The organism is Streptomyces sp. NPDC047022, assembly GCF_040644155.1.
GTDB lineage: Bacteria > Actinomycetota > Actinomycetes > Streptomycetales > Streptomycetaceae > Streptomyces.
The window spans coordinates 1-25,474 of record NZ_JBEYVV010000010.1; the positions used below are offsets into that span (position 1 = coordinate 1).

Genomic DNA, 25,474 nt, shown 5'->3' on the forward strand with positions numbered 1-25,474 from the left:
CAGCGCCGATGGTACTGCAGGGGGGACCCTGTGGGAGAGTAGGACGCCGCCGAACAAATTTTGAGGGAAACCCCGCACCATACGGTGCGGGGTTTTCTGCTTTCTGGTGCGTTTCAGCGCGTTTCAGGAGGCCCTTCCCGCCCCCTGTATACCGGGCCGTGAACCATGCAGGTAAGGTCAGGGGGCATCATCGGCTCGTTTCCGCAGGAGGCCCCCGGGTGGAGGTCCAGGAGACCCGCGTCCAGACAGACCGGGTCCTCACCATCCCGAACATCCTCAGCATGGCACGGCTGTTCGGCGTGCCCGTCTTCCTGTGGCTGATCCTCTGGCCCGAGTTCGGCGGGCCGAATTGCGACGGCTGGGCCCTGCTCATCCTTGTGCTGAGCGGCATCAGCGACTACCTGGACGGCAAGCTCGCCAGGCGCTGGAACCAGATCAGCAGTCTCGGCCGGCTCCTCGACCCGGCAGCCGACCGGCTCTACATTGCGTCAACCCTGGTCGGGTTGACCTGGCGCGGGATTCTGCCTCTCTGGCTGACCGGAGTACTCGTCGCGAGGGAACTGGTTCTGCTGGTGATGGTGGGCATCCTCAGACGGCACGGCTATCCGCCCCCGCAAGTGAACTTCCTTGGCAAGGCAGCCACGTTCAACCTGATGTACGCCTTCCCGTTGCTGCTCCTCAGCGATGGCACCGGATGGATCGCGTCACTGGCTGCCATTTTCGGATGGGCGTTCGCCGGATGGGGTACAACCCTGTACTGGTGGGCAGGAGTCCTCTACGTGGTTCAGGTTCGCCGCCTTGTCAGGGCGGACTCCATGACCGATTGAGCCCGCCGATGGGGGGCCGTAGCGGCTCGATGGCCCGCGCGGGGAAACTGCGGGACAATCTAGACGGGTGAAGTCGGCTGAACCGTCGTCTCTTAGAGGAGGACGCTTCCGACATGAAGGCCGTCGTGATGGCCGGAGGCGAGGGCACCCGCCTTCGTCCGATGACCTCGAGCATGCCCAAGCCGCTCCTGCCGGTGGTCAACCGGCCGATTATGGAGCATGTGCTGCGGCTGCTCAAAAGGCATGGGCTCAACGAGACCGTCGTCACCGTGCAGTTCCTGGCCTCGCTCGTCAAGAACTATTTCGGTGACGGTGAAGAGCTCGGAATGGAGCTCACGTATGCCAACGAGGAGAAGCCACTCGGTACCGCCGGGAGTGTCAAGAACGCAGAGGAAGCACTGAAGAATGACGCATTCCTTGTCATCTCCGGTGACGCTCTGACCGACTTCGACCTCACCGAACTGATCAATTTCCACAAGGAAAAGGGTGCACTGGTCACCGTCTGTCTGACGCGTGTACCCAATCCGCTGGAGTTCGGCATCACCATCGTCGACGACGAAGGAAAGGTCGAGCGCTTCCTTGAGAAGCCCACCTGGGGTCAGGTCTTCTCGGACACGGTCAATACGGGCATCTACGTCATGGAGCCCGAGGTCTTCGACTACGTCGATCCCGATGTGCCCGTCGACTGGTCCGGCGACGTCTTCCCGCAGCTGATGAAGGAGGGCAAGCCGATCTACGGCTATGTCGCCGAGGGCTACTGGGAGGACGTCGGCACGCACGAGAGCTATGTGAAGGCGCAGGCCGACGTCCTGGAGGGCAAGGTCGACGTCGAGATCGACGGCTTTGAGATCTCCCCTGGCGTATGGGTCGCGGAGGGCGCTGAAGTCCACCCCGACGCCGTGCTGCGCGGACCGCTCTACATCGGTGACTACGCGAAGGTCGAGGCGGGCGCCGAGATCCGCGAACACACCGTCGTCGGATCGAACGTCGTCGTGAAGAGCGGGGCTTTTCTGCACCGGGCCGTTGTCCATGACAACGTGTACATCGGGCAGCACAGCAATCTGCGTGGTTGTGTGATCGGCAAGAACACCGACATCATGCGTGCGGCGCGGATCGAGGACGGCGCCGTCATCGGCGACGAATGCCTCATCGGCGAGGAATCGATCGTCCAGGGCAATGTGCGGGTCTATCCGTTCAAGACCATCGAGGCCGGCGCTTTCGTCAACACCTCCGTCATCTGGGAGTCCCGCAGCCAGGCGCATCTGTTCGGCGCCCGCGGCGTGTCCGGAATCCTGAACGTGGAGATCACCCCGGAGCTGGCCGTACGGCTCGCCGGCGCATACGCCACCACCCTGAAGAAGGGATCCACGGTCACCACGGCGCGCGATCACTCCCGGGGTGCCCGCGCACTGAAGCGCGCCGTCATCTCGGCGCTCCAGGCGAGCGCCATCGACGTACGCGACCTGGAGAACGTACCGCTGCCCGTCGCCAGGCAGCAGACCGCGCGGGGCAGCGCGGGCGGCATCATGATCAGGACATCACCCGGTGTGCCCGACTCCGTCGACATCATGTTCTTCGACGGCCAGGGCGCCGACCTGTCGCAGGCTGGTCAGCGGAAGCTGGACAGGATCTTCGCGCGGCAGGAGTACCGGCGTGCCTTCCCCGGTGAGATCGGCGACCTGTACTTCCCGTCCAGTGTCTTCGACTCGTACACCGGATCGCTCCTGCGGAGCGTCGACACCTCCGGGATAGCCGAAGCGGAGCTCAAGGTCGTCGTAGACGCGTCGAACGGCAGTGCGGGACTGGTGCTGCCGAGCCTGCTCGGCAAGCTGGGCGTGGATTCGTTGACGATCAATCCCGGTCTGGACGAGGCCCGGCCCACGGAGAGCGCGGACGCCCGGCGCGCGGGGCTTGTGCGGCTCGGGGAGATCGTGGCCTCTTCACGGGCCGCCTTCGGAGTGCGTTTCGACCCCGTCGGCGAGCGCCTGTCGCTCGTTGACGAGAGGGGCCGGATCGTCGAGGACGACCGGGCGCTGCTGGTGATGCTCGACCTGGTGGCCGCGGAGCGCCGCAGCGGGAAGGTCGCGCTGCCGGTGACGACGACGAGGATCGCCGAACAGGTGGCGGCCTACCACGGGACGCAGGTCGAGTGGACCACGACCTCGCCGGACGATCTCACGCGTGTGGGCCGGGAGGAATCGACCATCTTCGGCGGGGACGGGCGCGGCGGGTTCATCGTCCCCGAGTTCAGCAGCGTCTTCGACGGCACGGCCGCCTTCGTCAGGCTCATCGGTCTGGTGGCGCGGACGCAGCTCACTCTCAGCCAGATCGACGCGCGGATTCCGCGGGCTCACGTCCTCAAGCGGGATCTGGCGACCCCTTGGGCCGTCAAGGGACTGGTGATGCGGCGGGTCGTGGAGGCGGCCGGTGACCGCTTTGTCGACACGACCGATGGTGTGCGCGTGGTGGAGGCCGACGGCCGGTGGGCGCTGGTGCTGCCCGACCCCGCGGAGGCCGTCACGCATCTGTGGGCGGAGGGGCCCGACGACGCCTCCGCCCAGGCCCTGCTCGACGAGTGGGCGGCGGTCGTGGACAGCGCGGGCCGGTAGGCCCGGAGCCGCGTGAACGCGCAGTACACGCGCGTGCCGGACCGGTACCCCCAGGGGTGCCCGTCCGGCACGCCGGTGGGGCCATTCGGAGTATGCGCGCGCAACGTGCGACGATGTGCGGCATGCCGCAGCCGCCCCCCGTTCGGAGCATGCCCGCTCGCCCCGTGCGTCCGGATGCCTCCATGTCGTTGCTCACCAACGTCATGGATCACAGCCTCGACGACGGTTACGCCGAGGCGGCAGCCCGGAGGAAGAGCGAGGGCGCCGGTGGCATGCCGAAAACGGTACGGGCGAAGCTCGGCCTCGCCGCGGGACTCGTGCTCGCCGCCCTCGTGGTGACGCTGGGCGCGGCGCAGGCGCGTGTGGCGGCCCCGACGGTCGCCAAGGAGCGCCAGGAGCTCATCGACCGTATCCAGCGGGAGAACGCGGCCGCCGACAAGCTGGAGGGCACGGTCGACAAGCTGCGCGACGATGTGAGCGCACGGCAGCGCGAGGCACTCAAGAAGAGCGGCGACGGAACCGATCTTGTCGACCTCCTCTCAGGCGCCGTCGCGGTGCACGGCCCCGGCGTGAAGCTCGTCGTGAACGACGCCAAGGAGGCGACCTCGGGCGGTAACGGCAATCCGCGTGAGACCGCCGACTTCTCCGACACGGGACGCGTCCGGGACCGCGATATGCAGCGTGTCGTCAACGGGCTGTGGGAGTCGGGCGCCGAGGCCATCGCGATCAACGGGCAGCGGCTCACGGCTCTGTCCGCGATCCGGGCCGCGGGCGACGCGATACTCGTCGACAACAGGCCACTGGTACCGCCGTACACCGTGCTCGCGGTGGGGGACGGGGAACGGCTCAGCACCAGGTTCCAGAACAGCGCCGACGGGCTGTACCTGCATGCGCTGCAGGAGAACTACGGGATCCGTACCGGCATCTCCGTAGAGGGTGACGTCCGGCTGCCCGCGGCACCGAGTGTGATCGTACGTACAGCACAACCGAGCACAGAGAAGGGCACATCGTGATCGCCGTACTGGGCCTCGTCGTCGGAGTCGTGGTCGGTCTGCTGGTGAGGCCGGAAGTTCCCGCGGTCGTCGAGCCTTACCTTCCGATCGCCGTCGTGGCGGCCCTCGACGCCGTGTTCGGCGGCTTCCGGGCCATGCTCGACGGCATCTTCGACGACAAGGTCTTCGTGGTGTCGTTCCTGTCGAACGTCGTGGTGGCGGCGCTGATCGTCTTCCTGGGCGACAAGCTGGGCGTCGGCGCGCAGCTGTCCACCGGCGTGGTGGTCGTCCTCGGCATCCGAATCTTCTCCAACGCCGCCGCGATCCGGCGGCATGTGTTCCGGGCGTGAGGCCGATGAGCAACGAGGACGCGACGCCCGGACTCCCGGAGAACGAGAACGCGCGGCCGGGCGAACCGGTCGAGCCGAGCGAGCCGCGTGAGACGCCCAGGCCACCGGGGCCGCAGGAGGCCTCCGGGACGCCCGGACCCCGGCTGCGCAGGGAGCTGCCGGAGGAGGTGCCTGCGGCACCCGTCGGCGCCTTCGGGGAACAGGAAGGGGACGGGGACTCCTCGCGTGCGCAGTCCGGCCGGCAGCGACTGGTGAAGGGACTGTGGCCGCCGCGCCTGTCGCGGGCCCAACTCATCGTCGCCCTGCTGCTGTTCGGCCTCGGCTTCGGCCTGGCCGTCCAGGTCGCCTCGAACAGTGACGGCAGCAGTGCCCTGCGGGGTGCGCGTCAGGAAGATCTTGTGCGCATTCTCGATGAACTCGGTGACCGTACACAGCGTCTTCAGGACGAGAAGCAGGGTCTCGAGGATCAGCGGTCCGAGCTCGAGAACAGTTCGGACCGGGCGGAGGAGGCCCGTAAGCAGACCGCCGAGAAGGAGAAGCAACTCGGCATTCTCGCGGGCACGCTGGCGGCTCAGGGGCCCGGTATCACGATGACCATCCAGGACGCGAAGGGAACGGTGCATGCGGACATGCTGCTCGACGCGATCCAGGAGCTTCGCGCGGCGGGCGCGGAGGCGATCCAGGTGAACGGTGTGCGGGTCGTGGCCGGTACCTATCTGACGGACTCGGGCAAGAGCGTGAGCGTGGACGGGAACAAGATCGCTCAGCCATACCGTTTCAAGGTCATCGGCAAGCCGCAGGATCTGGAGCCGGCACTGAACATCCCCGGAGGAGTTGTGCAGACTGTCGAGAAGGAGCAGGCCACGGTCACCGTGGACAGTTCTGCGAAGATCGTCGTGGATGCCTTGCGAGCAGCGAAGCGGCCTGACTACGCTCGGTCGTCCTCGCAGTGAACCGGGGGTGCATGGAGGCGGTCAGGCAGGGGCATGAGGTTGCGGGGGGTCGACGCACCGATTGGGTGGTGCGTGGTGGAAACTGTCTGGTGGATACGGACGTTGTGAAGATGTCCGGGTCGGCCGGTGTACGCAGTCAGGGTTCGTCCTGCCCCACGGGCGGGTCTGTTTCGGTCAAGGGGAATCGCCCGTGAAGTTGTTTGCGAAGTTGTTCGGCAAGAGCGCGCGAGAGGGCGGCGCCGACGCGGCCGCCCGCCATCGCGCACAGCCGGGAGAAGCGGGGGGCCAGCGCCCGCTGTTCCGGGATCAGGTCGCTGGTCCGGGTGGTGGCATTTCGGGAGGTCACGGCGCGTCGTCGGTTGACCCCGCCGCGTCCGGCCCCATAGGTTTCGGGGACATGTCGGCCCAGGTGTGCACAAGGTGCGGTCACAACAACCCGGAGAACAGCCGCTTCTGTTCCAACTGCGGTGCGCCGCTTCGTCCCGGGGCGGTTCCGGAGCGCGCGTCGGAGACGACCTCCACGATCTCGATCTCGGGTCTGGAGGCATACGACGCGGAGGTGACCGGCCAGACGCCGGTGCCGACGCTGTCTCCGGAGGCGCAGGCGGCCGTCGACGCGCTGCCGCTCGGCTCGGCGCTGCTGGTGGTGCGCCGCGGTCCCAACTCGGGCAGCCGCTTTCTGCTCGACGGTGAGCTGACCACGGCGGGGCGTCATCCGCAGAGCGACATCTTCCTGGATGATGTGACTGTCTCGCGTCGGCATGTGGAGTTCCGCCGTAGCCCGGACGGATCCTTCACGGTCGCCGATGTCGGCAGCCTCAACGGCACGTATGTCAACCGTGAGCGCATCGACCAGGTCGCGCTCACCAACGGCGACGAGGTCCAGATCGGCAAGTACAGGCTGGTCTTCTACGCGAGTCAGCGGAGTATCTGACCCTCCCCCAGACTCCGTCCGGGGAGACCCCAGGGAAGGCCCCATGCTTCACACACCGAGCGGCGGTGCCGACAGTGGCACCGCCGCAGCGGACGGCGGGCTGATGAGTATCGGCACCGTGCTGAACGTGCTGCGCGAGGAGTTCCCCGAGGTCACCATCTCCAAGATCCGTTTTCTGGAGACCGAGGGGCTCATCGAGCCGCAGCGCACCCCCGCGGGGTATCGCAAGTTCAGCGCACGGGACGTCGAACGCCTCGCCCAGGTGCTGAGGATGCAGAGGGACCACTACCTGCCGCTGAAGGTCATCCGTGAGTACCTCGACGCCGTGGAGCGGGGCGAGGACGTACGGCTGCCGACCTTGGGCCGTCCGCGTGACGGGAGCGAGGCCGAAGGGTTCGGCGACGTCCTCGGCGAGTCCGAGGCGGGCACGGGATCGCGGCTCGCCCGTGAGGAGCTGCTCGCGGCCACCGGGATCAGTGCGGAGCACCTCGAGGAGTGGGAGTCGTACGGGCTCGTCGTGCCGCTGCCCGGCGGTGGGTATGACGCGGAGACGGTCACCGTGGCCACTCTGGTGGCCGAACTGGGACGGCATGGGATCGAGCCACGCCATCTGCGGGTGATGAAGGCCGCCGCGGACCGTGAGGCGGGTCTGGTGGATCAGGTGGTGGCCCCGCTCAGGCTGCACCGCAATCCACAGACCAGGGCACACGCCGAGGCCCGTACGAGGGAGCTGGCGGGGCTCGCGGTGAAGCTGCACGCCGCCCTGGTGCAGTCCGCTCTCGGACTTCGGCTGTCCTGAGAGAGGTGTTCGCCGTGGGCGGACAGGTCGGCCGTTCGGTGCCCGACTACCCAAACGTCCCGGGCACGGCCTAGGGTTGCTGTGTGAACGAGCTCGATGTCGTAGGTGTCCGGGTCGAGATGCCCTCCAACCAGCCGATCGTGCTCCTGCGTGAAGTGGGAGGCGACCGCTACCTCCCCATCTGGATCGGCCCCGGGGAGGCGACCGCCATCGCCTTCGCCCAGCAGGGCATGGCCCCCGCGCGACCGCTGACCCACGACCTGTTCAAGGACGTGCTGGAGGCGGTCGGCCAGGAGCTCACGGAAGTACGCATCACGGACCTGCGGGAAGGCGTCTTCTACGCGGAGCTGGTCTTCGCGAGCGGCGTCGAGGTGAGCGCCCGCCCGTCCGACGCCATAGCGCTTGCTCTGCGTACCGGCACGCCGATCTACGGCAGCGAAGGCGTCCTCGACGACGCGGGCATCGCGATCCCCGACGAGCAGGAGGACGAGGTCGAGAAGTTCCGCGAGTTCCTCGACCAGATCTCGCCCGAGGACTTCGGCACCAGCAGTCAGTGACGGCCCAGGGGGGCGATATCGGAAGCCTCAGCCATACCGACGGAGCACGCGACGGTACAGCGGGTGAAGAATGCACGGACGGGCACTTGCCGGGGGCCACTGCGAGCGTCTGAAGGACCGCTGCCAGAGCATTCGGCTAGCCTTTCCCCGCGGATGGGCACGGGAAACCACCCTTAGGGTGATTATCACTCGGCGTGCCGAGTGTGGCGATCGTTGACGCACCCCTGGTGACTGCCTACCGTCGAGAAGGCAGTTCAAGGACGGAGGTCGGCGTGAGAATGAGCGGCGGCGGCACGGCGGGGGGAGCCCCTGGACGCAGTCTGGGGGAGAACGGCCCGCACCCGCTTCATGGCGGCGCGACCGGCTCCGGCCCTCGGCGGCCCGTGGCCGTGCCGGGCGACGGAGACGCGGCTTTCGACCAGATCGGCTATCGCGGTCCCACGGCGTGTGCCGCGGCGGGCATCACCTACCGCCAGCTGGACTACTGGGCGAGGACGGGGCTCGTGGAACCGAGCGTGCGCCCCGCCTACGGGTCGGGGACGCAGCGGCTGTACAGCTTCCGGGACGTCGTCGTCCTGAAGGTCGTCAAACGGTTCCTGGACACGGGTGTGTCACTGCAGAACATCCGTACCGCCGTCCAGCACCTCAGAGAGCGCGGCTTCCGCGACCTGGAGCGGATGACGCTGATGAGCGACGGCGCGACGGTGTACGAATGCACGTCACCGGACGAGGTCCACGCCCTGCTCCAGGGCGGGCAGGGCATCTTCGGCATCGCCGTCGGGGTCGTGTGGCGTGACGTGGAGGCCGCGCTGTCCCAGCTGCACGGGGAACGCGTGGACACGGGCGAGACCATCGTCGGCAACAATCCGGCGGACGAGCTGGCACGGCGACGCAACCGCGCCGTGTGAGGCGCGGCCCGGCATGCGGGCCGCGAGCCACTGCCGCGCGGCACGCGGGCTGCGGCGACGCTGCCGCCGTGCCGCGTTGTCAGTGGCATAGGGCAGCATCGGACATGTGAGGTCCGCGCCCACCATCCTGCATCTCGACATGGATGCCTTCTACGCCTCGGCGGAGCAGGCATCCAAGCCGAGCCTGCGCGGGAAGGCCGTCGTCGTGGGCGGGCTCGGACCGCGCGGAGTGGTGGCCACGGCGTCGTACGAGGCCCGGGTCTTCGGGGTGCACTCGGCCATGCCCATGGCCCAGGCCCGCAGGCTGGCGCCGAACGCCGCCTATCTGGTGCCTCGCTTCGGGCTCTACCGGGAGGTCAGCGAGCGGGTGATGGGCCTGCTGCGGGCTCTGTCCCCGCTGGTGGAGCCGCTGAGCCTGGACGAGGCGTTCGTGGACCTCGAGGCCGGGGGAGTGGCCTGGGACGAGCAATCGGCACGGCTGACGGGCGTGAGGCTGCGCGCGGACATCCGGTCCGTCACCGGGCTGACCGGCTCCGTGGGCCTCGCCGCCTCCAAGATGCTCGCCAAGATCGCCTCCGAGCAGGCCAAGCCGGACGGGCTCGTGGTGATACGCCCGGGTACCGAGCGAGCGCTTCTCGGCCCGATGCCGGTGCGCACGCTCCCCGGGGTCGGCCCCGCCACCGGGGACCATCTGCGGCGGGCCGGGATCACCACGGTCGACGAGATCGCCGAGGCGGGCGAGGACGAACTCGTACGGCTTCTGGGCAAGGCCCATGGGCACGCGCTGTACGCGATGGCGCTGGCCCATGACGAGCGGCCGGTGGTGGCCGAGCGTGAGGCCAAGTCGGTGTCCGTCGAGGACACGTACGACGTCGACATCCATGACCGGGTGCGGGTCGGCGTGGAGGTGCAGCGTCTCGCGGACCGGTGTGTGCGCAGGCTGCGGGACGCCGGCCTGTCGGGGCGGACCATCGTGCTGAAGGTCCGCCGATACGACTTCTCGACGCTGACCCGCTCCGAGACGCTGCGCGGGCCCACCGACGACCCGGCGGTGGTGAAGGAGGCAGCGGCGAGGCTGCTGGATTCGGTGGACACGACCGGTGGCGTGCGGCTGCTGGGCGTCGGTGTCAGCGGGCTCGCCGACTACACGCAGGAGGACCTCTTCGCCCAGGCGCGGCTCGCCGCGGGGGACACGGCTGACGAAGAGCACGAGGAGCCGGCGCAGGAGCCGGCGGCGGGGATCACGCAGGACGAGCCGGCGACGGCGCCGGAGCACGTCTGGCGTGCGGGCCAGGACGTCCGGCACAGCGAGTACGGGCACGGATGGGTGCAGGGCAGTGGCCTCGGCAGGGTGACCGTTCGCTTCGAGACCCCCGATTCACCGCCGGGGCGTGTCCGTACGCTCCGCACCGACGATCCCCTGCTGGAACCGGCTGATCCGCTTCCCCTGGTACCGCTGAGACCCGAGGCCGCGGACCCGCGGGCGGCACCGTCGGGCACGGTGTCCTGATGAGGCGCGTGACCGAGGAGTACGGCAGGGTGACGGCGCAACGTCACGCCTCGTCCGACCCGGCCAGATGCCCGAAGTCCCGGTCCCGGTCCGGTGAAGGAGCGGGTGTGGCCACGTCGAGCCCATAGTGGTGGTAGAGCTGCAGTTCCTGTTCGGGGGACAGATGGCGTCCGACGCCGAAGTCGGGGGCATCCTTGATCAAGGCGCGTTCGAAGGGGACGTAGAGCGCTCCCTCGACCACCTCACTGGGCTCCAGCGGAACGAACGCGTCCCGGCTGAACAGACCCGTTCGTATGGCCGCCCACTCCGGTACTCCGGTCGCGTCGTCGAGATAGACCTCGTCGACTGTGCCTATCTTGTTGCCGTTGCGGTCGAACGCCTTGCGGCCGATCAGATTCCGCGGATCGATATCGGTCTTCACGGTCCCTCCAACTGGTCGCAACTCATTCACAACCACTACAAAAGAGCACATTCGTCAAGGCGGCCACTCGAGGGCTCCCTGATTGCACCCGCTGGTACGCTGGCAGACGGCTGATGACCCCGTGCGGGAGAGTCCTTCGGAGCGAACCGGAGGCGCCGAAGGAGCAAACCCTCCCCGGAATCTCTCAGGCACACGTACCGCACGGACGAGGTCACTCTGGAAAGCAGAGCGGATGCCATTGGCATCCGCTCTCACCGACGGTGAAAACCGGAGCGCCCTGGGGCGGACCGGTGAAGCTCTCAGGTTGAGATGACAGAGGGGGAGGCCGTCGGGGTACCCACGCCGTGGTGCCCCTCGAAGGTCGTGTCTGACCAGGAGGCCCCCGCAATGACCGCCCACCGCATCCCGCTCTCCGAGCTCGAACGGGGGACCCCCTTCGAGCGCCGCCACATCGGTCCTGACTACGAGGCGCGCGCCAAGATGCTCGCGCACATCGGCTATGGCTCCCTCGACGAACTCACGGCCGCCGCCGTCCCGGACGTGATCAAGAGCGCCGACGCCCTGGATCTGCCGGGCGCGCGCACCGAGGCCGAGGTGCTGGCCGAACTGCGCTCCCTCGCCGACCGCAACCAGGTCCTCGACTCCATGATCGGCCTCGGCTACTACGGGACCTTCACGCCGCCGGTGATCCTGCGCAACGTGATGGAGAACCCGGCCTGGTACACCGCGTACACGCCCTACCAGCCGGAGATCTCCCAGGGGCGCCTCGAGGCCCTGCTGAACTTCCAGACCGTGGTCGCCGACCTCACCGGCCTGCCGACCTCCGGCGCCTCCCTGCTCGACGAGGGCACGGCGGCCGCCGAGGCCATGGCGCTGTCGCGGCGCATGGGCCGCAACAAGAAGGGCCTGTTCCTGGTCGACGCCGACGCGCTGCCCCAGACGATCGCCGTGATCGAGACCCGCGCCGAGCCCACCGGCGTCGAGGTCGTCGTCGCCGACCTCAGCGAAGGCATCCCGGCCGACGTCGCCGAGCGGGAGATCAACGGCGTACTGATCCAGTACCCGGGCGCCTCCGGGGCCGTGCGCGACATCAAGCCGGTCATCGACCAGGCCCACGAGCTGGGCGCGGTCGTCACCGTCGCCGCCGACCTGCTCGCCCTGACGCTCATGACCTCGCCGGGCGAGCTGGGCGCCGACATCGCCGTCGGTACGACGCAGCGCTTCGGCGTGCCCATGGGCTTCGGCGGACCGCACGCCGGTTACATGGCGGTGCAGGAGAAGTTCGCCCGCAGCCTGCCCGGCCGCCTCGTGGGCGTCTCCGTGGACGCGGACGGCCACAAGGCGTACCGCCTCGCCCTGCAGACGCGCGAGCAGCACATCCGCCGCGAGAAGGCGACGAGCAACATCTGCACCGCCCAGGTGCTGCTCGCCGTGATGGCCGGCATGTACGCCGTCTACCACGGCCCCGAGGGACTGCGGGCCATCGCACGCCGTACCCACCGGTACGCCACGATCCTGGCCGCGGGTCTCACGGCCGGCGGGGTCGAGGTCGTCCACGGCGCCTACTTCGACACCCTCACCGTGCGGGTGCCCGGCCGCGCCGAGACGGTCGTCGCCACGGCACGCGAGCGCGGCGTCAACCTGCGCCTCGTCGACGCCGACCACGTCTGCATCGCCTGCGACGAGACGACCGGCCGCGCCCAGCTGGGTGCCGTGTGGACCGCCTTCGGAGTCGAGGCCGACGTCGAGGCACTGGACGCGAGCGCCGCGGACGCGCTCCCGGGGACCCTGCTGCGCACCGACGACTACCTCATGCACCCGGTGTTCCAGGCGCACCGTTCCGAGACCGCGATGCTGCGCTATCTGCGCCGGCTGGCGGACCGGGACTACGCGCTCGACCGCGGCATGATCCCGCTGGGCTCCTGCACCATGAAGCTCAACGCGACCACCGAGATGGAGCCGGTCACCTGGCCGGAGTTCGGGCAGCTGCACCCCTTCGCGCCCGCCGAGCAGGTGCAGGGCTATCTCACCCTGATCCGTGAGCTGGAGGAGCAGCTCGCCGAGGTCACCGGCTACGACAAGGTCTCGCTCCAGCCCAACGCCGGTTCCCAGGGTGAGCTGGCCGGTCTGCTGGCCGTGCGCGGCTACCACCGCGCCAACGGCGACGAGCAGCGCACGGTCTGCCTCATCCCGTCCTCCGCGCACGGCACCAACGCCGCGAGCGCCGTGATGGCCGGCATGAAGGTCGTCGTCGTGAAGACCGCGGGCGACGGCGAGATCGACGTCGAGGACCTGCGGGCCAAGATCGAGCAGTACCGCGACGAGCTCTCCGTACTGATGATCACGTACCCGTCCACGCACGGTGTGTTCGAGGAGCACGTCGCCGACATCTGCGCGGCCGTCCATGAGGCCGGCGGCCAGGTGTACGTCGACGGCGCCAACCTCAACGCGCTGGTCGGTCTCGCCGAGCCGGGTCACTTCGGCGGCGACGTCTCGCACCTCAACCTGCACAAGACGTTCTGCATCCCGCACGGCGGAGGCGGTCCGGGCGTCGGCCCGGTCGGTGTGCGCGCGCACCTCGCGCCGTACCTGCCGAACCACCCGCTGCAGCCCGCGGCCGGTCCCGAGACCGGCGTCGGACCGATCTCGGCGGCTCCGTGGGGCTCCGCAGGCATCCTGCCGATCTCCTGGGCGTACGTCCGGCTCATGGGCGGTGAGGGACTCAAGGCCGCCACGCAGACGGCCGTGCTGTCCGCCAACTACATCGCCAAGCGCCTCGAACCGCACTACCCGGTGCTCTACACCGGTCCCGGCGGCCTGGTGGCGCACGAGTGCATCATCGATCTGCGCCCGCTGACCAAGGCGACCGGCGTGAGTGTCGACGACGTCGCCAAGCGGCTGATCGACTACGGCTTCCACGCGCCGACGATGTCGTTCCCGGTGGCCGGCACGCTGATGATCGAGCCGACCGAGTCCGAGGACCTCGCCGAGATCGACCGGTTCTGCGACGCGATGATCGCCATTCGCGCGGAGATCGAGAAGGTGGGCTCGGGCGAGTGGCCCGCCGAGGACAACCCGCTGCGGGGCGCTCCGCACACCGCAGCGGCGCTCGGCGGTACGTGGGAGCACGCGTACACGCGCGAGGAGGCCGTCTTCCCGGCCGGTGTCTCGGCCGCCGACAAGTACTGGCCGCCGGTGCGCCGTATCGACCAGGCGTTCGGAGACCGCAACCTGGTCTGCTCCTGCCCGCCGCTGGACGCTTACGAGGAGTAATCACCCTCGGACATGCGTCGGGGCCGGTTCGGAGCGTCTGTCTCCGGGCCGGCCCCTGGTGTGTCCAGGGCGATGGGCGCCCTCGGCGGGGGCTTCGCGCGCCCCCTGCGTGTCCTAAGCAGCCGTCATCACCTGGTCGGTGCCCATCGGGCGGTGCGGGGCGATGATCTGGCCGTCGGGCAGAAGCTCACCGGTGTCCTCGAAGAGCAGAACGCCGTTGCACAGCAGGCTCCATCCCTGCTCCGGGTGGTGCGCCACAAGGCGGGCGGACTCCCGGTCGGCGGATTCGGCGGTCGGGCACAGTGGCTGGTGCTGGCACATGGTGGATGGGATCTTTCGCTCTGTCGTGTGTGAGGTGGCCGGTATGGCTGTCGTGTCTGTCCTGCGGCTCTTCGCGTCCTTCATGGCCGCTCCCCGTTGGTGATGCTTCGGTCAGGAACCCAGTGTTGCCCCACGGGCGTCAATCCGCAGGGATTTCGCTGTACGGCTTCTCACAGGTTCATGACGCATCACCCGCGCGGACGGTTCAATCCAACTCGACGGTCAATTTGGGTGGTTCGACATGGCCGGAAGGTACTAGTCCATGCGGGCCGACCAGCGGTATGTCCCTCGTACGAGCGGGAGAGAGCACGAAAGAGCGACACGCTCGGGATGGGTGACGGCCGCGTAGGGCCGAGGGGCCACGGCCGGGACATGCGCCGTGCCCCGCCGTCGTCGAGGGCGGCGGGGCACGGAGGCTTCAGGGGCGCTACGCGGGTGTCGGCGAGCCGAGCATCGGTGCTGTTCTGGTGACCCGGAGGATGAGCACCGGGAGCAGGTCCGCTACGGAATGCGGGCGATGGGCGGCGATGCCCGGAGGCGCGGGCGCGAGCGGTACCAGCAGGTCGGTCGCGGCGGGATGGCCACTGGCGCCGTCGGCCTCGCAGTCGCCGTGCAGCCACAGGGTGAGCATGTACAGCTCGGGCACGGACAGCAGCCGGGCCTGGTAGGGCCCTGCCATTGACTCCGCCTGGCGCAGGGCCCGCTCGGTCGAGGTGACGTAGGGGCCCTCGAAGAAGTGCGAGAACGCCCAGCCGTCCGGGGTCAGCATCGTCTCGGCGGCGGCCACGGCGCGTCCGCCGCAGCGGATGAGGAAGCGCCATCCGGCCAGCCGGGTGGCCGCCGTGCCCGCTGGGGCGATCTGGTCCAGGACATGGACCGGCAGCGGGAGTTCGGGGGTCACGGGCCCCTGGGCGGTACGCAGGGACGGGGTGGGGGCCTCGCGGACCGCGGTGGGGGAAGCGAGTGCCGTGAGGACGGAGCGGAGGGCGGGCGCGGGAGCCGGGGGGACATGCAGCTGCATGGTGGGTCGCCTCTCATTCGACAGGCACGGTGAAGCGAGGGCGTGGCGGGGCGGGCGGACGGCGCTGTCAGCTCTCGGGGTCAGAGGTGCCGGGGGATGGCGCCCGGAGGAATGGCAGCGTTGGAACGGCAGGGCTCGTGACCGTGAGTGCCAACTCTCTACCCCGTGCGGAAAGTTTATACGACACGCGTTCACGCATTGTTTCGTGTAGTCGTCCCGCATGGGGTGCACAAGGAGATATCCGGACGTCTGCCGGAGGCATTCCTCCTGCTGTTCCGCGGGTATCATGGCCGCGACCTCGGAATATCCGTCCGTAGCGGTCGGCCGGTTGTCATCGGCGTTTTTCACGACAAGACTTCGGGGTGAAACTGCGTATTGCCCCATGCCGCGTGAATGTGCCGGGAGGCCCGAGCCACCAGACTAGCGCGCGGTGGCGGCGCGCGGGACGTTATCGATCGCGTTGCCGGGGCATCATCCATCGTGACCCAGGACAGCAGCGGCCGATCATCGGCCTGCCCATCAAGAGGAGGGACGCTCCGATGGGAGAAAAGGTCGTGGCAGGGCCGTTCGACCTGTCCGACCGCCAGCGCTACCGCCGAAAGCTCAGGCAGTGTCTGGTGGGGTTCATGCGACTGCTGGAGGAAGAGCGGTTCGACCGGCCCAGGAATCTGATGGGACTGGAGATCGAACTGAATCTCGCGGGGTACGACGGCATGCCGCGCATGATGAATGCGCAAGTGCTGGAAAAGATCGCCAGTCGCGATTTCCAGACCGAGCTCGCCATGTTCAACCTGGAAGTGAACATAGCGCCGCACCGGCTGGGCGGCCGGGTATTCGATCGCCTCGCCGAGGAACTGCGCACCTCGCTCGGCTATGCCGACCGGAAAGCCCAGGAGCTGGACGCCGGAATCGTGATGATCGGCATTCTGCCCACGCTGGACCGTGACGATCTCGTCTCCTCCAACCTCTCCGCCGTCGACCGCTACACCCTGCTCAACGATCAGATCGTGGCCGCGCGCGGCGAAGACTTCATGCTGGAGATCGACGGGGTGGAGCGGCTGGAGTGCACCTCGCGCTCGATCGCGCCCGAGGCTGCCTGCACATCGGTCCAGCTGCACCTTCAGGTCACTCCGGCGCGCTTCGCGGATGTGTGGAACGCCGCGCAGGCCGTCACGGCGGCCCAGATCGCCGTGGGCGCCAACTCTCCCTTCCTGTTCGGGCGCGAGCTGTGGCGAGAGTCCCGTCCGCCGCTGTTCCAGCAGTCGACCGACACGCGCCCGCCGGAACTGCAGGCGCAGGGCGTACGGCCACGCACCTGGTTCGGTGAACGCTGGATCTCCTCGGCGCACGAGCTGTTCGAGGAGAACCTCCGCTATTTCCCGGCGCTGCTGCCGATCTGCGACGACGAGGACCCCCTGCGCGTCCTCGACGAGGGCGGCACTCCCAAGCTGGCCGAACTCGTGCTGCACAACGGCACGATCTACCGCTGGAACCGGCCGGTCTACGGCATCGCGGACGGGGTTCCTCATCTCCGGGTGGAGAACCGGGTGCTGCCGGCGGGGCCCACCGTCATCGATGTCATCGCCAACGCCGCGTTCTACTACGGTGTCGTCCGCGCGCTCGCCGAGGAGCCGCGGCCGGTGTGGACGCGGCTGCCGTTCGAGGCCGCCGCGTCCAACTTCGACGCCGCCTGCCGCTACGGCATCGAGGCCCGTCTGCGGTGGCCGCGGCGCGGACGCCATGGCGGGACCACCGAGGTGGACGCCGTGGACCTCGTGCGCGACGAACTGCTGCCACTGGCCGAGGCGGGCCTCGACGCCTGGGGTGTCGAGCCCGCCGACCGGGATCTGTACCTGTCGGTGATCGAGGAACGGTGCCGGCGGAGGACGAACGGCGCGAGCTGGCAGGCCGCCACCTTCCACCGGGCCCTGGAACAGGGACTGGACCGGCAGGCGGCGCTGGCTGCTACGACCCGCAGGTACCGGGAGCTGATGTACGTCGGCGAGCCGGTGCACACCTGGCCGGTAGGGTCACCGGAACCGGTGCCGCTGGGGTGAACGACCGGCACCCGATGCTCTGGTGGCCCGTGGCTTTCTCCCGGTCGGCTCGCGGTATGCGATCTTCGTAACTTCTTTCGAGGCCCCGACGGGGCGAAGATGGGACGACGCGGGATCGCTCAAGGGAGGCGGGAGTGCAGGTGGAGGCAGAGTCGGTGACGGATTCCGGTCCGGATCAGCGGCCGACGCGACGGATTCTCCGGGACGAGACACTGCTGGTTCTGGGCCTCTCGCTCGGCGCCAGCGGGGTATCCGCACTGATCAGCTTTGTCGGATCGGTCACCAAACCGGGTGGTCTGAAGGACCAGGCGGCCACCCTCAACGCCTCGGCGGCGCCGGGACGGCCCTGGCTCGATCTCGCCTGGCAGCTCTTCGGGATCGCGACGGCTCTGGTGCCGGTCGCGCTCGTCGCGCACTTCCTCATGCGGGAGGGCGCGTCACTGCGCACGCTGGGCTTCGACCGGACACGCCCCTGGCCCGATCTGGGGCGCGGGGCGGCGATCGCCGCGGTGATCGGCTCCACGGGTATCGCTTTCTACCTGGCCGCACGCGGCTTCGGCGCGAACCTGACGGTGGTGCCGGAGGCGCTGCCCGACGTGTGGTGGAAGTTCCCCGTGCTGGTTCTGTCGGCGGTGCAGAACGCGGTCCTGGAGGAGGTCATCGTCGTCGGGTATCTGCTGCGCCGGCTCGGTCGGCTGGGCTGGACACCCGGCACGGCCCTGGTGGCCAGCGCGGTGCTGCGTGGCTCGTACCACCTCTACCAGGGCATCGGCGGGTTCTTCGGCAACATGGTGATGGGCGTGGTCTTCGTCTACCTCTACCGGCGCTGGGGAAGGGTCGGTCCCCTGGTGGTGGCCCACTCGCTCCTCGACATCGGGGCGTTCGTCGGATACGCGCTGCTGGCGGGCAAGGTGGGCTGGCTGCCGACGGCGTAGCGCACGGCCTTCCTGGACGGGCGGCGGGGCACGGTGCGGGGGCGTACGGGACCAGACCTCCTACGCCCCCAAAGACCCTAGGCGAGAAGCTCGCCCTCGATGACAGTGACCGCGCGTCCGCCGAGCAGGGTCCGGTCGCCGCGTAGCTCCGTGCGGACGTGGCCGGAGCGGGGTGAGGCTTGCAGGCCGGTGAGGTCGGGCCTGCCCAGGCGCTCGGACCAGTAGGGGGCCAGGGCGGTGTGGGCGCTGCCGGTGACCGGGTCCTCGTCGATGCCGACGTTCGGGAAGAAGCAGCGCGAGACGAAGTCGTAGCCCCGGCCGGGATCCTCGGCACGGGCCGTGGCGATGATGCCGCGCGCCGAGTGCCGTCCGAGCGCCTTGTGGTCGGGGCTGAGCCCCAGCACCGTCTTCTCGTCCGCGAGCTCCACGATCAGGTCGCCGACGTTCGGCCCGGTGTCGACGGCGGTGAGGGGCCGCGCGCCGAGGGCCTCGGCCACGCCTTCCGGGATCTCCACGCGAGTGAGCGGTGCCGTGGGGAAGTCAAGGGTGAATAGGCCGTCCTCGCGGGGCGTGGCACTGAGCACGCCGCTTCGGGTGGCGAACCGTACGGGCCCCTGGTGGACTCCGGTGGTGTGCAGCACATGGGCTGTGGCCAGGGTGGCGTGGCCGCACAGGGCGACCTCGGTCGCGGGTGTGAACCAGCGCAGCGCCCAGTCCGCCTCGCCGCCGTCGGGCAGCGGGTGGGCGAACGCGGTCTCGGCGTGATTGACCTCGCGGGCCACGTGCTGCAGCCAGTTGTCGTCCGGGAAGGAGTCGAGCAGGAGGACGCCGGCCGGATTGCCGGCGAAGGGGCGGTCGGTGAAGGCGTCGACGATTCGAATCCGCATGCACCGACGCTAGAGGCTGATGCGGGCGAGGAACCAAGGCCAATCGCAGGTGTCTGGCCTTGGTCGCGGTCTTCCCGGTGGTGCCCTGTCCCGGGGCCCTGATGGCGCACCGGCGCCCGCGATGTCGGTGGCGGGCAGTTCGCGCTCGGCAGTGGATCACGCACCCGGGCGGGGCAGTGGACCGTCCACCGCCGGCCATCGGGCAAGGGGCTTGTCATAAGAACAGTCCCGATATATCGTTGAGGCATCGCGATCGATCAACGAGTGAATGGAGTGATGGCGATGCGTTCCCGTGCGGAAGACTTTGGATTTGAGGGTCACGGACAGCGTGGGCACCGTGGACGGCACGATGGACCCGGTCGTCGCGGCCGGGGTGGTTTCGACGGGCGGCGGGAGGCCTTCGGCCCCTTCGGGCCGGGTGGACCCGGCGGCCCGGGTGGACCCGGATTCGGCGGTCCTGGCTTCTTCGGGCCCGGCGGCCCCTGGGGCGGGCGCGGCCGAGGCGGTCCGAGGGGAAGGGCGCGGCGCGGTGATGTCCGTGCGTCGATCCTGGCTCTCCTCAAGGACCGGCCCATGCATGGCTACGAGATGATCCAGGAGATCGCCGAGCGCAGTGGCGGGGCGTGGAAGCCCAGCCCGGGTTCGGTCTACCCGACCCTCCAGCTGCTGGAGGACGAGGGGCTCATCAGCAGTGAGACCGAGGGGGGCAAGAAGCTCTTCTCGCTCACCGAGGCGGGCCGTGCCGCGGCCGAGGAAGGCGCTGACGCTCCCTGGGAGGAGGCGTCCCGTGGTGTCGACTGGGAGGCCCTGCATGAGATCCGGCAGGCCGGTTTCGGTCTGATGGAGGCGTTCGGCCAGGTCTGGAAGACCGGTAGCAAGGACCAGCGCGACAAGGCCCTCGCGGTCATCAATGAAGCGCGCAAGAAGCTGTACCTGATCCTGGCCGACGAGCACTGACGGAAGGCTGAGAGGTGAGGCGGCGGCGCCCCGCGGCATCCTGCATCATGGCCGCGGGGCGCCTTCATGTCCGAGGGGGCCGGTTCGTTCAGGACACCAGGGCCCCCAGTTTGCGGAGCGACTCGTTGAGCGCGGCCGTTGCCGAGTCCTTCAGTTTGCCCGCCATGAGAGAGACCGCGGCGCCGGTGAACTCGCCGTCGATGCGCACCGAGGTGGCCCCGCCGTCCGGTGTCAGGGTGTAGCGGGTGGCGACGTTCACGGCCATCGGGCCCTTGCCGCGGATGGCGAGAACGCGTCCCGGCTCCAGTTCCTCGATGGTCCACAGGACGTCGGCCGGGAAGCCCATGAGCTTCATGTTCTCCTCGAAGGTCCCGCCTACCTCCAGGGCTTCGGGGCCGCCCTTCGGGAAGCTGGTGTGGGTGGCGTTCCACTCGCCGTACGCGGACCAGTCCGTGAGCTGGGCCCACACCTTCTCGGTGGGCGCGTCGATGCGTGCTTCCGCGCTGACTTCGGCCATGCGACCACCCCTTCGTCGGGCGCTGCGCCGGGCGCAGCTACGGTGTGCGGAACGTAGTCGTGGGGGTCGCAACATTCAATACTGATGAACCGTCAGGAATTGTGGAAGTCATCCGCAGGGATGAGAGCCGGCACCGCCGTGCCCAACCTGCGTGGGAGGCGAGAATGCTGCCCGCCGAGGATGCCCGACGTCGTACGAGCTGATGGGGTGGGAGCCGTGCCACCCCATCAGCCCCACCATCCGGCCGCGGAACGCGGCGCACACCACACCGGCCTGGACACCAGGCTCACCGCCGAGCTGGCGGCGGTTGTCTCGGGTGCGCGCAGACGAGCGGTGCGTGACGGCGACCGTCAGCTCGACACGGCTCATCTGCTGCACACGCTGCTGGAGTCCGACCCGCAGGTGCGCGCGGTCTTCGACGGCCCGGGGATCGCGCGGCTCCTCGGCTATCTCGTGCAGCGCGCCATCGGCTACGGCCTGCGGTGGCAGGGCACCGTCGAGGACTCCGGTGCCCTGCCGGTGGTGAGTGAACCGGAGGGCTGGTCGCCGGCGGCGGCGAGCGCCCTCGACGCGGCGTACGGACGCGCGGTGCTGCGCGGCGACGGGCGCGCGTGCGGGCTGGACCTCCTGGCGGCGGTCGTCGCGGATCCCGGGTCGCGAGCGGTCGATGTCCTCGACCGGGCCGGTGTCGACATCCGCACTCTCTTCGGGCGCATCGAGGCGCAGGGCGCGGCGGCGGACGCGGCGGCGGGCCGCCGGACGGATTCCAGCCTCTGAGACAGGTGCGTTCGGGGGTGACGCTCATGTCTCGGCCTGTCATCATGTGCCGGTGCAGACGTCTCAGGGCAGGGCGAGCGATGGTGGCAGGGGTGTCGGGCTGGGGCTCGCACTCACCTCGGCGGTCGCCTTCGGTGGATCCGGTGTCGCGGCCAAGCCGCTGATCGAGGCGGGACTCGACCCGCTCCATGTGGTGTGGCTACGGGTCACGGGTGCCGCGCTCGTGATGCTGCCGTTCGCCGTACGCCATCGCGGGCTGCCGCGCAGCCGTCCCGCCCTGCTCGCCGGATTCGGCCTGCTCGCCGTGGCCGGTGTCCAGGCCTGCTACTTCGCCGCGCTGTCCCGAATACCCGTGGGCGTCGCGCTGCTTGTCGAATACCTGGCGCCCGCACTGGTGCTCGGCTGGGTGCGCTTCGTCCAGCGGCGGCCCGTGACGCGGGCGGCGGCGGTGGGCGTGGTCCTCGCGGTCGGCGGACTCGCCTGTGTGGTGGAGGTGTGGTCGGGTCTGAGCTTCGACGCCCTGGGACTGCTTCTCGCGCTCGGCGCGGCATGCTGCCAGGTCGGCTATTTCGTCCTGTCGGACCAGGGCACCGGGGCGGGCGACGAGGCCCCGGATCCGCTCGGGGTCATCGCCTACGGGCTGCTCGTCGGGGCCGCCGTGCTGACCGCCGTCGCCAGTCCCTGGAACCTGGACTGGTCCGTCCTCACGGGTACCGCGCGCATGAACGGCACATCCGTACCGGCCGTACTGCTGCTGGCCTGGATCGTGCTGGTCGCGACCGTCCTCGCGTACATCACCGGCGTGCTCTCCGTGCGCCGGCTCTCGCCCCAGGTGGCGGGCGTGGTGGCCTGCCTCGAAGCCGTCATCGCGACCGTACTGGCATGGGTGCTGCTGGGCGAGCATCTTTCCGCGCCGCAGCTGATCGGCGGAGCGGTCGTCCTGGTGGGCGCGTTCACGGCGCAGTCGTCCGCCCCCGCGAAGGTCTCCGCCGAGCCGGTGGCGGCCGGCGGGAAGGAGCGGGAGCCGACGGCCCGCACAACCGCGTAGTCCACGTCCGTCCTTGACGCCTCCCGTCCGCCGCGGGCCCTCTCCGTCGGCCCGAGTCCGACGCGGACGCGGAACCCGGCGGCGCAACGGTCCGCCTGCGCCGCGTCCGCGGGTCGAGGCGGACCGCCTGTTCACGCCTTGCGCCTGCGCAGCAGATGCTCACGCGCGACGCCGTCGCGCGGGCCGTCCCGCCGGGACAGTTCGACCGCGATGCGGTCCTGGACCTCTGTCGGCCTCTTCCCGGCGTACTTGAACTTCGCCCGGACCTCCGCCACCTCCAGCCGTAGCCCGCGGATGCCGGAGAGCCGGCGGCCGTAAGGTGCCTCACCCGCGGCGACCCGGGCCGAGCCGCCCTCCGGCTGGAAGTGGCCGACCTGGCGGTTCAGCAGCTCCGCCTTCTCGGCGGGATCGTCCACGACATGGGCCCTGCAGCGGAGTTGGACCGCCGCGTAGAGGCTCGTGGGCACACCGTCTTCGGACGGGCCCTCCGGCGCCGCCTGCCAGGGACCGGGCACGTACACGTAGTCGTCGACCACGGTCAGCAGCACATCCGGGTTCGCCTCCAGAGCGGGCCACAGTGGGTTCGGCCGCGCCAGATGGGTCACCGCCTCGCCGCGCTCCGCGTCGTAGGCGAAGTGCATCGGCTGTACATACGGCGGTTCGCCCGGCCTGCCGTTCACCGCCAGCTGCCCGAAGTCGTGGACGGCGAGCCAGTCCTGCCATTCGGTGTCCTCGTGTGCAGCGTCCCAGGGGTGGATCAGCATCACAGCGTTCCGAGGTAGTCCGGCAGCTCGGTGCCGGGCGCGAGACCAGGATCCGGGAGCGGGGTGCCGTACTGGACGCGGACCGGGACGACGCCGGCCCAGTGCGGCAGGGAGAGGTCCTCGGGCTCGTCGCTCACGCCGCCCGTGCGCACCTTCGCGGAGACCTCGTCCAGGTCGAGGCGGATCACGGCGGTGGCCGCCAGCTCCTTCTTGTCGGCGGGACGCGAGTCGCGTGAGCGGCCCGCGACCACCTGGTCGACCAGCGCGTCCAGGGCGGTCCGCTTCTCCTCGGGGTCGGTTACCTGGCGGGCGACGCCGTGCACCACCACGGAGCGGTAGTTGATCGAGTGATGGAAGGCCGAGCGGGCCAGGACGAGACCGTCGACGTGTGTCACCGTCAGGCAGACCGCGAGACCGGGGTCCGTCTCGCCGCCGGTCATCCGCAGCGGGCGGGAGCCCGTCGAGCCGTGGACGTAGAGCCGTTCGCCGACGCGGCAGTACAGCGTGGGCAGCACGACGGGTGCGCCGTCGCGCACGAAGCCGAGATGGCAGACGTGGCCCTCGTCGAGTATCGAGTGCACCAGTTCCCGGTCGTACGAAGCCCGCTGCGCGGAGCGCGTGGGGACGGTGCGGTCGCTCGGTGTGTAGGCGGTGGCGGACGGCGGTGTCGGCTGCCGGGTTCCCTGCATTGGCGCTCCCGATTGCACTAGTGCATAATATGCTTTGTGCTAGGAGGATATCGGATCGAGGGGCGGCGTGCAGCCGAGATCGCCGCGAGCGTCGAGCGCGCGGTGGGTTCCGGCGAGCTGGACCCGGGGCAAGTGCTCCCGCCCATGCGGGAGTTGGCGGCTCAACTCGAGGTGAACCCGAACACGGTCGCCGCCGCGTACCGCATCCTGCGCGAGCGTGGGGTCATCGAGACCGCCGGACGCCGCGGCAGCCGGGTGCGGCCCGCGCCCGCCACGACCGGGCGGGACAGCATCAGAGTGGACGTACCCGAGGGCGTACGGGATGTGGCGGGCGGCAATCCGGATCCCGCGCTGCTGCCGCCACTGGCTCCGGCGTTCGCCGAGGCCGCCGCCCAGGGTGACCGGGAGCCCGTGCTGTACGGCCACGTCGCCGTGGACCCGGAACTGGCACGGATCGCGCGGTCCGACATGGACGCGGACGGGGTGCCGGACGGCCCCCTCGTCGTCGTGTCCGGGTCGCTCGACGCCGTGGAGCGCGTTCTTGCGGCCCACCTCAAACCGGGGGACTCCGTGGCCGTCGAGGACCCGGGGTGGGGCAGGACCCTCGACCTCGTCCCGGCGCTCGGCCTGCGTACGCTCCCGGTCGGCATCGACGACGAAGGGCCGCTCCCCGGCGACGTGCGGGGCGCGCTGGCAGCCGGGGCGCGCGCCCTGATCGTCACCGGCCGGGCCCAGAATCCGACCGGGGCCGCGGTGAGCGCCGCACGCGCGCGTGCCCTGCGCTCCGTACTCAGGGAGCACCCGGAGACCCTGCTGATCGAGGACGATCACGGCCACCGGATCGTCGACGTTCCGCTCAACCCCCTCGCCGGCGCCACCCGGCACTGGGCCTTCGTGCGCTCGGTCGCCAAGGCGTACGGGCCCGATCTGCGACTCGCCGTGCTCACCGGCGACGCCGTCACCGTCGACCGGGTGCGCGGACGGCAGCGGCTGGGCCCGGGGTGGGTCGGTCTGATCCTCCAGCGGGCCGTGGTGCGGCTGTGGGCCGATGGCGCCGTGGACGCGCGGAAGGTCGCGGCGGAGTACGGCAGGCGCCGGGACGCGCTGATCGAGGCGCTCGCGCGGCGCGGTGTCGACGCCCGCGGGCGCAGCGGGATGAACGTGTGGGTTCCCGTCCCGGACGAGACCGGCGCTGTGGCGCGGCTGCTGCACGCGGGCTGGGCCGTCGCTCCCGGCGCGCGCTTCCGGTTGAGCGCCCCGCCGGGCATCAGGATCACCGTCTCGACGCTGACCGAGGAGGAGATCCGGCGGCTGGCGGACGCCGTCGCCTCGGCCGTGGGCCCGGCGCCGGCCCGGGGCTATGTGTGA

24 protein-coding genes and 1 riboswitch are annotated in these 25,474 nt (G+C 69.7%); of the genes, 17 read left to right on the forward strand and 7 right to left on the reverse strand.

The genetic code is table 11. From position 1 onward, the window contains the following. The first annotated feature begins 218 nt into the window (after nt 1–218). The 10 genes from ABZ845_RS13360 (at nt 219) to ABZ845_RS13405 (ending at nt 10,439) form a co-directional block, all read left to right on the forward strand. Nucleotides 219–827: a CDP-alcohol phosphatidyltransferase family protein gene (locus ABZ845_RS13360; protein ID WP_360977536.1), complete on the forward strand. Its 609-nt coding sequence runs from the start codon at nt 219–221 to the stop codon at nt 825–827. A gap of 113 nt (nt 828–940) precedes the next feature. Then, nucleotides 941–3,436 (forward strand): mannose-1-phosphate guanyltransferase, encoded by a 2,496-nt coding sequence (locus ABZ845_RS13365; protein ID WP_360977539.1) that lies wholly within the window; start codon nt 941–943, stop codon nt 3,434–3,436. A 113-nt stretch (nt 3,437–3,549) separates the two neighbouring features. Then, nucleotides 3,550–4,449 carry a DUF881 domain-containing protein gene (locus ABZ845_RS13370; RefSeq protein WP_360978152.1) on the forward strand — a complete coding sequence of 300 codons (900 nt, stop codon included), beginning with the start codon at nt 3,550–3,552 and terminating at the stop codon, nt 4,447–4,449. After that, on the forward strand, nt 4,446–4,778 hold the full coding sequence (locus tag ABZ845_RS13375) for a small basic family protein (RefSeq protein ID WP_360977542.1): 333 nt from the start codon (nt 4,446–4,448) through the stop codon (nt 4,776–4,778). The genes ABZ845_RS13370 and ABZ845_RS13375 overlap by 4 nt, the downstream gene beginning before the upstream one ends. 5 nt (nt 4,779–4,783) lie before the next feature. Next, on the forward strand, nt 4,784–5,731 hold the full coding sequence (locus tag ABZ845_RS13380; RefSeq protein ID WP_360977545.1) for a DUF881 domain-containing protein: 948 nt from the start codon (nt 4,784–4,786) through the stop codon (nt 5,729–5,731). 61 nt (nt 5,732–5,792) lie between these two features. Further along, entirely contained in the window at nt 5,793–6,665 is an 873-nt protein-coding gene (locus ABZ845_RS13385; RefSeq protein WP_360977548.1) for an FHA domain-containing protein, read from the forward strand. A gap of 43 nt (nt 6,666–6,708) precedes the next feature. After that, nucleotides 6,709–7,464 (forward strand): MerR family transcriptional regulator, encoded by a 756-nt coding sequence (locus tag ABZ845_RS13390; RefSeq protein WP_360977551.1) that lies wholly within the window; start codon nt 6,709–6,711, stop codon nt 7,462–7,464. Nucleotides 7,465–7,547: 83 nt separating this feature from the next. Further along, nucleotides 7,548–8,021 (forward strand): bifunctional nuclease family protein, encoded by a 474-nt coding sequence (locus tag ABZ845_RS13395; RefSeq protein ID WP_360977554.1) that lies wholly within the window; start codon nt 7,548–7,550, stop codon nt 8,019–8,021. A gap of 272 nt (nt 8,022–8,293) precedes the next feature. Then, complete coding sequence (locus ABZ845_RS13400) at nt 8,294–8,929, forward strand: MerR family transcriptional regulator (protein ID WP_360977557.1); 636 nt, start codon at nt 8,294–8,296, stop codon at nt 8,927–8,929. 106 nt (nt 8,930–9,035) lie between these two features. Next, nucleotides 9,036–10,439: a DNA polymerase IV gene (locus ABZ845_RS13405; RefSeq protein WP_360977560.1), complete on the forward strand. Its 1,404-nt coding sequence runs from the start codon at nt 9,036–9,038 to the stop codon at nt 10,437–10,439. Between the two features lie 43 nt (nt 10,440–10,482). Here the strand turns inward: ABZ845_RS13405 and ABZ845_RS13410 are convergent, their stop codons facing one another. Next, nucleotides 10,483–10,860, reverse strand: a complete 378-nt coding sequence (locus tag ABZ845_RS13410) for a PRC-barrel domain-containing protein (protein ID WP_360977563.1) — start codon at nt 10,858–10,860, stop codon at nt 10,483–10,485. A 114-nt stretch (nt 10,861–10,974) separates the two neighbouring features. Continuing rightward, a riboswitch (glycine riboswitch) is annotated at nt 10,975–11,070 on the forward strand. A 177-nt stretch (nt 11,071–11,247) separates the two neighbouring features. Between ABZ845_RS13410 and gcvP the strand changes: the two genes are divergently transcribed. Next, complete coding sequence (gcvP, locus tag ABZ845_RS13415; protein WP_360977566.1) at nt 11,248–14,133, forward strand: aminomethyl-transferring glycine dehydrogenase; 2,886 nt, start codon at nt 11,248–11,250, stop codon at nt 14,131–14,133. A 114-nt stretch (nt 14,134–14,247) separates the two neighbouring features. Here the strand turns inward: gcvP and ABZ845_RS13420 are convergent, their stop codons facing one another. Next, nucleotides 14,248–14,454 (reverse strand): DUF5999 family protein, encoded by a 207-nt coding sequence (locus tag ABZ845_RS13420; RefSeq protein WP_360977569.1) that lies wholly within the window; start codon nt 14,452–14,454, stop codon nt 14,248–14,250. Nucleotides 14,455–14,881: 427 nt separating this feature from the next. Continuing rightward, the gene (locus ABZ845_RS13425; protein WP_360977572.1) at nt 14,882–15,475 is read right to left on the reverse strand and encodes a hypothetical protein; all 594 of its coding nucleotides are present in this window, start codon (nt 15,473–15,475) and stop codon (nt 14,882–14,884) included. 539 nt (nt 15,476–16,014) lie between these two features. On the opposite strand from ABZ845_RS13425, the gene ABZ845_RS13430 reads away from it, so the two are divergent. Beyond that, nucleotides 16,015–17,532, forward strand: coding sequence for a glutamate--cysteine ligase (locus ABZ845_RS13430; protein ID WP_360977575.1), 1,518 nt, complete (start codon nt 16,015–16,017; stop codon nt 17,530–17,532). A gap of 134 nt (nt 17,533–17,666) precedes the next feature. Further along, a complete protein-coding gene (locus ABZ845_RS13435; protein ID WP_360977578.1) occupies nt 17,667–18,467 on the forward strand; it encodes a type II CAAX endopeptidase family protein in 801 nt (266 codons plus the stop codon). Nucleotides 18,468–18,544: 77 nt separating this feature from the next. Here ABZ845_RS13435 and ABZ845_RS13440 read toward each other — a convergent pair whose 3' ends face one another. Then, nucleotides 18,545–19,354 (reverse strand): PhzF family phenazine biosynthesis protein, encoded by an 810-nt coding sequence (locus ABZ845_RS13440; protein WP_360977580.1) that lies wholly within the window; start codon nt 19,352–19,354, stop codon nt 18,545–18,547. Nucleotides 19,355–19,627: 273 nt separating this feature from the next. Between ABZ845_RS13440 and ABZ845_RS13445 the strand changes: the two genes are divergently transcribed. Next, nucleotides 19,628–20,311: a PadR family transcriptional regulator gene (locus ABZ845_RS13445; RefSeq protein ID WP_360977583.1), complete on the forward strand. Its 684-nt coding sequence runs from the start codon at nt 19,628–19,630 to the stop codon at nt 20,309–20,311. An 88-nt stretch (nt 20,312–20,399) separates the two neighbouring features. On the opposite strand, the gene ABZ845_RS13450 is transcribed toward ABZ845_RS13445, so the two are convergent. Then, nucleotides 20,400–20,828, reverse strand: coding sequence for an SRPBCC family protein (locus ABZ845_RS13450; RefSeq protein ID WP_360977586.1), 429 nt, complete (start codon nt 20,826–20,828; stop codon nt 20,400–20,402). 273 nt (nt 20,829–21,101) lie between these two features. On the opposite strand from ABZ845_RS13450, the gene ABZ845_RS13455 reads away from it, so the two are divergent. Both ABZ845_RS13455 and ABZ845_RS13460 read left to right on the forward strand, forming a co-directional pair. Then, a complete protein-coding gene (locus ABZ845_RS13455; protein WP_360978155.1) occupies nt 21,102–21,605 on the forward strand; it encodes a Clp protease N-terminal domain-containing protein in 504 nt (167 codons plus the stop codon). Nucleotides 21,606–21,651: 46 nt separating this feature from the next. Then, on the forward strand, nt 21,652–22,653 hold the full coding sequence (locus ABZ845_RS13460) for an EamA family transporter (protein WP_360977588.1): 1,002 nt from the start codon (nt 21,652–21,654) through the stop codon (nt 22,651–22,653). Between the two features lie 131 nt (nt 22,654–22,784). Here the strand turns inward: ABZ845_RS13460 and ABZ845_RS13465 are convergent, their stop codons facing one another. Together ABZ845_RS13465 and ABZ845_RS13470 are read right to left on the reverse strand one after the other, a co-directional pair. Further along, nucleotides 22,785–23,417, reverse strand: a complete 633-nt coding sequence (locus ABZ845_RS13465) for an FMN-binding negative transcriptional regulator (RefSeq protein WP_360977591.1) — start codon at nt 23,415–23,417, stop codon at nt 22,785–22,787. Further along, the gene (locus ABZ845_RS13470) at nt 23,417–24,106 is read right to left on the reverse strand and encodes a pyridoxamine 5'-phosphate oxidase family protein (protein ID WP_360977594.1); all 690 of its coding nucleotides are present in this window, start codon (nt 24,104–24,106) and stop codon (nt 23,417–23,419) included. The genes ABZ845_RS13465 and ABZ845_RS13470 overlap by 1 nt, the downstream gene beginning before the upstream one ends. A 36-nt stretch (nt 24,107–24,142) precedes the next feature. On the opposite strand from ABZ845_RS13470, the gene ABZ845_RS13475 reads away from it, so the two are divergent. Further along, nucleotides 24,143–25,474 (forward strand): aminotransferase class I/II-fold pyridoxal phosphate-dependent enzyme, encoded by a 1,332-nt coding sequence (locus ABZ845_RS13475; protein WP_360977597.1) that lies wholly within the window; start codon nt 24,143–24,145, stop codon nt 25,472–25,474.

What these genes read in the sequence shown, in the direction of transcription:
- ABZ845_RS13370 (WP_360978152.1), top strand. Translation starts at nt 3,550, where the DNA reads ATGTGCGGCATGCCGCAGCCGCCCCCCGTTCGGAGCATGCCCGCTCGC.
- ABZ845_RS13420 (WP_360977569.1), bottom strand. Translation starts at nt 14,454, where the DNA reads ATGTGCCAGCACCAGCCACTGTGCCCGACCGCCGAATCCGCCGACCGG.
- ABZ845_RS13465 (WP_360977591.1), bottom strand. Translation starts at nt 23,417, where the DNA reads ATGCTGATCCACCCCTGGGACGCTGCACACGAGGACACCGAATGGCAG.
- ABZ845_RS13430 (WP_360977575.1), top strand. Translation starts at nt 16,015, where the DNA reads ATGGGAGAAAAGGTCGTGGCAGGGCCGTTCGACCTGTCCGACCGCCAG.
- ABZ845_RS13440 (WP_360977580.1), bottom strand. Translation starts at nt 19,354, where the DNA reads ATGCGGATTCGAATCGTCGACGCCTTCACCGACCGCCCCTTCGCCGGC.
- ABZ845_RS13450 (WP_360977586.1), bottom strand. Translation starts at nt 20,828, where the DNA reads ATGGCCGAAGTCAGCGCGGAAGCACGCATCGACGCGCCCACCGAGAAG.
- ABZ845_RS13425 (WP_360977572.1), bottom strand. Translation starts at nt 15,475, where the DNA reads ATGCAGCTGCATGTCCCCCCGGCTCCCGCGCCCGCCCTCCGCTCCGTC.
- gcvP (WP_360977566.1), top strand. Translation starts at nt 11,248, where the DNA reads ATGACCGCCCACCGCATCCCGCTCTCCGAGCTCGAACGGGGGACCCCC.
- ABZ845_RS13365 (WP_360977539.1), top strand. Translation starts at nt 941, where the DNA reads ATGAAGGCCGTCGTGATGGCCGGAGGCGAGGGCACCCGCCTTCGTCCG.
- ABZ845_RS13380 (WP_360977545.1), top strand. Translation starts at nt 4,784, where the DNA reads ATGAGCAACGAGGACGCGACGCCCGGACTCCCGGAGAACGAGAACGCG.
- ABZ845_RS13390 (WP_360977551.1), top strand. Translation starts at nt 6,709, where the DNA reads ATGCTTCACACACCGAGCGGCGGTGCCGACAGTGGCACCGCCGCAGCG.
- ABZ845_RS13470 (WP_360977594.1), bottom strand. Translation starts at nt 24,106, where the DNA reads ATGCAGGGAACCCGGCAGCCGACACCGCCGTCCGCCACCGCCTACACA.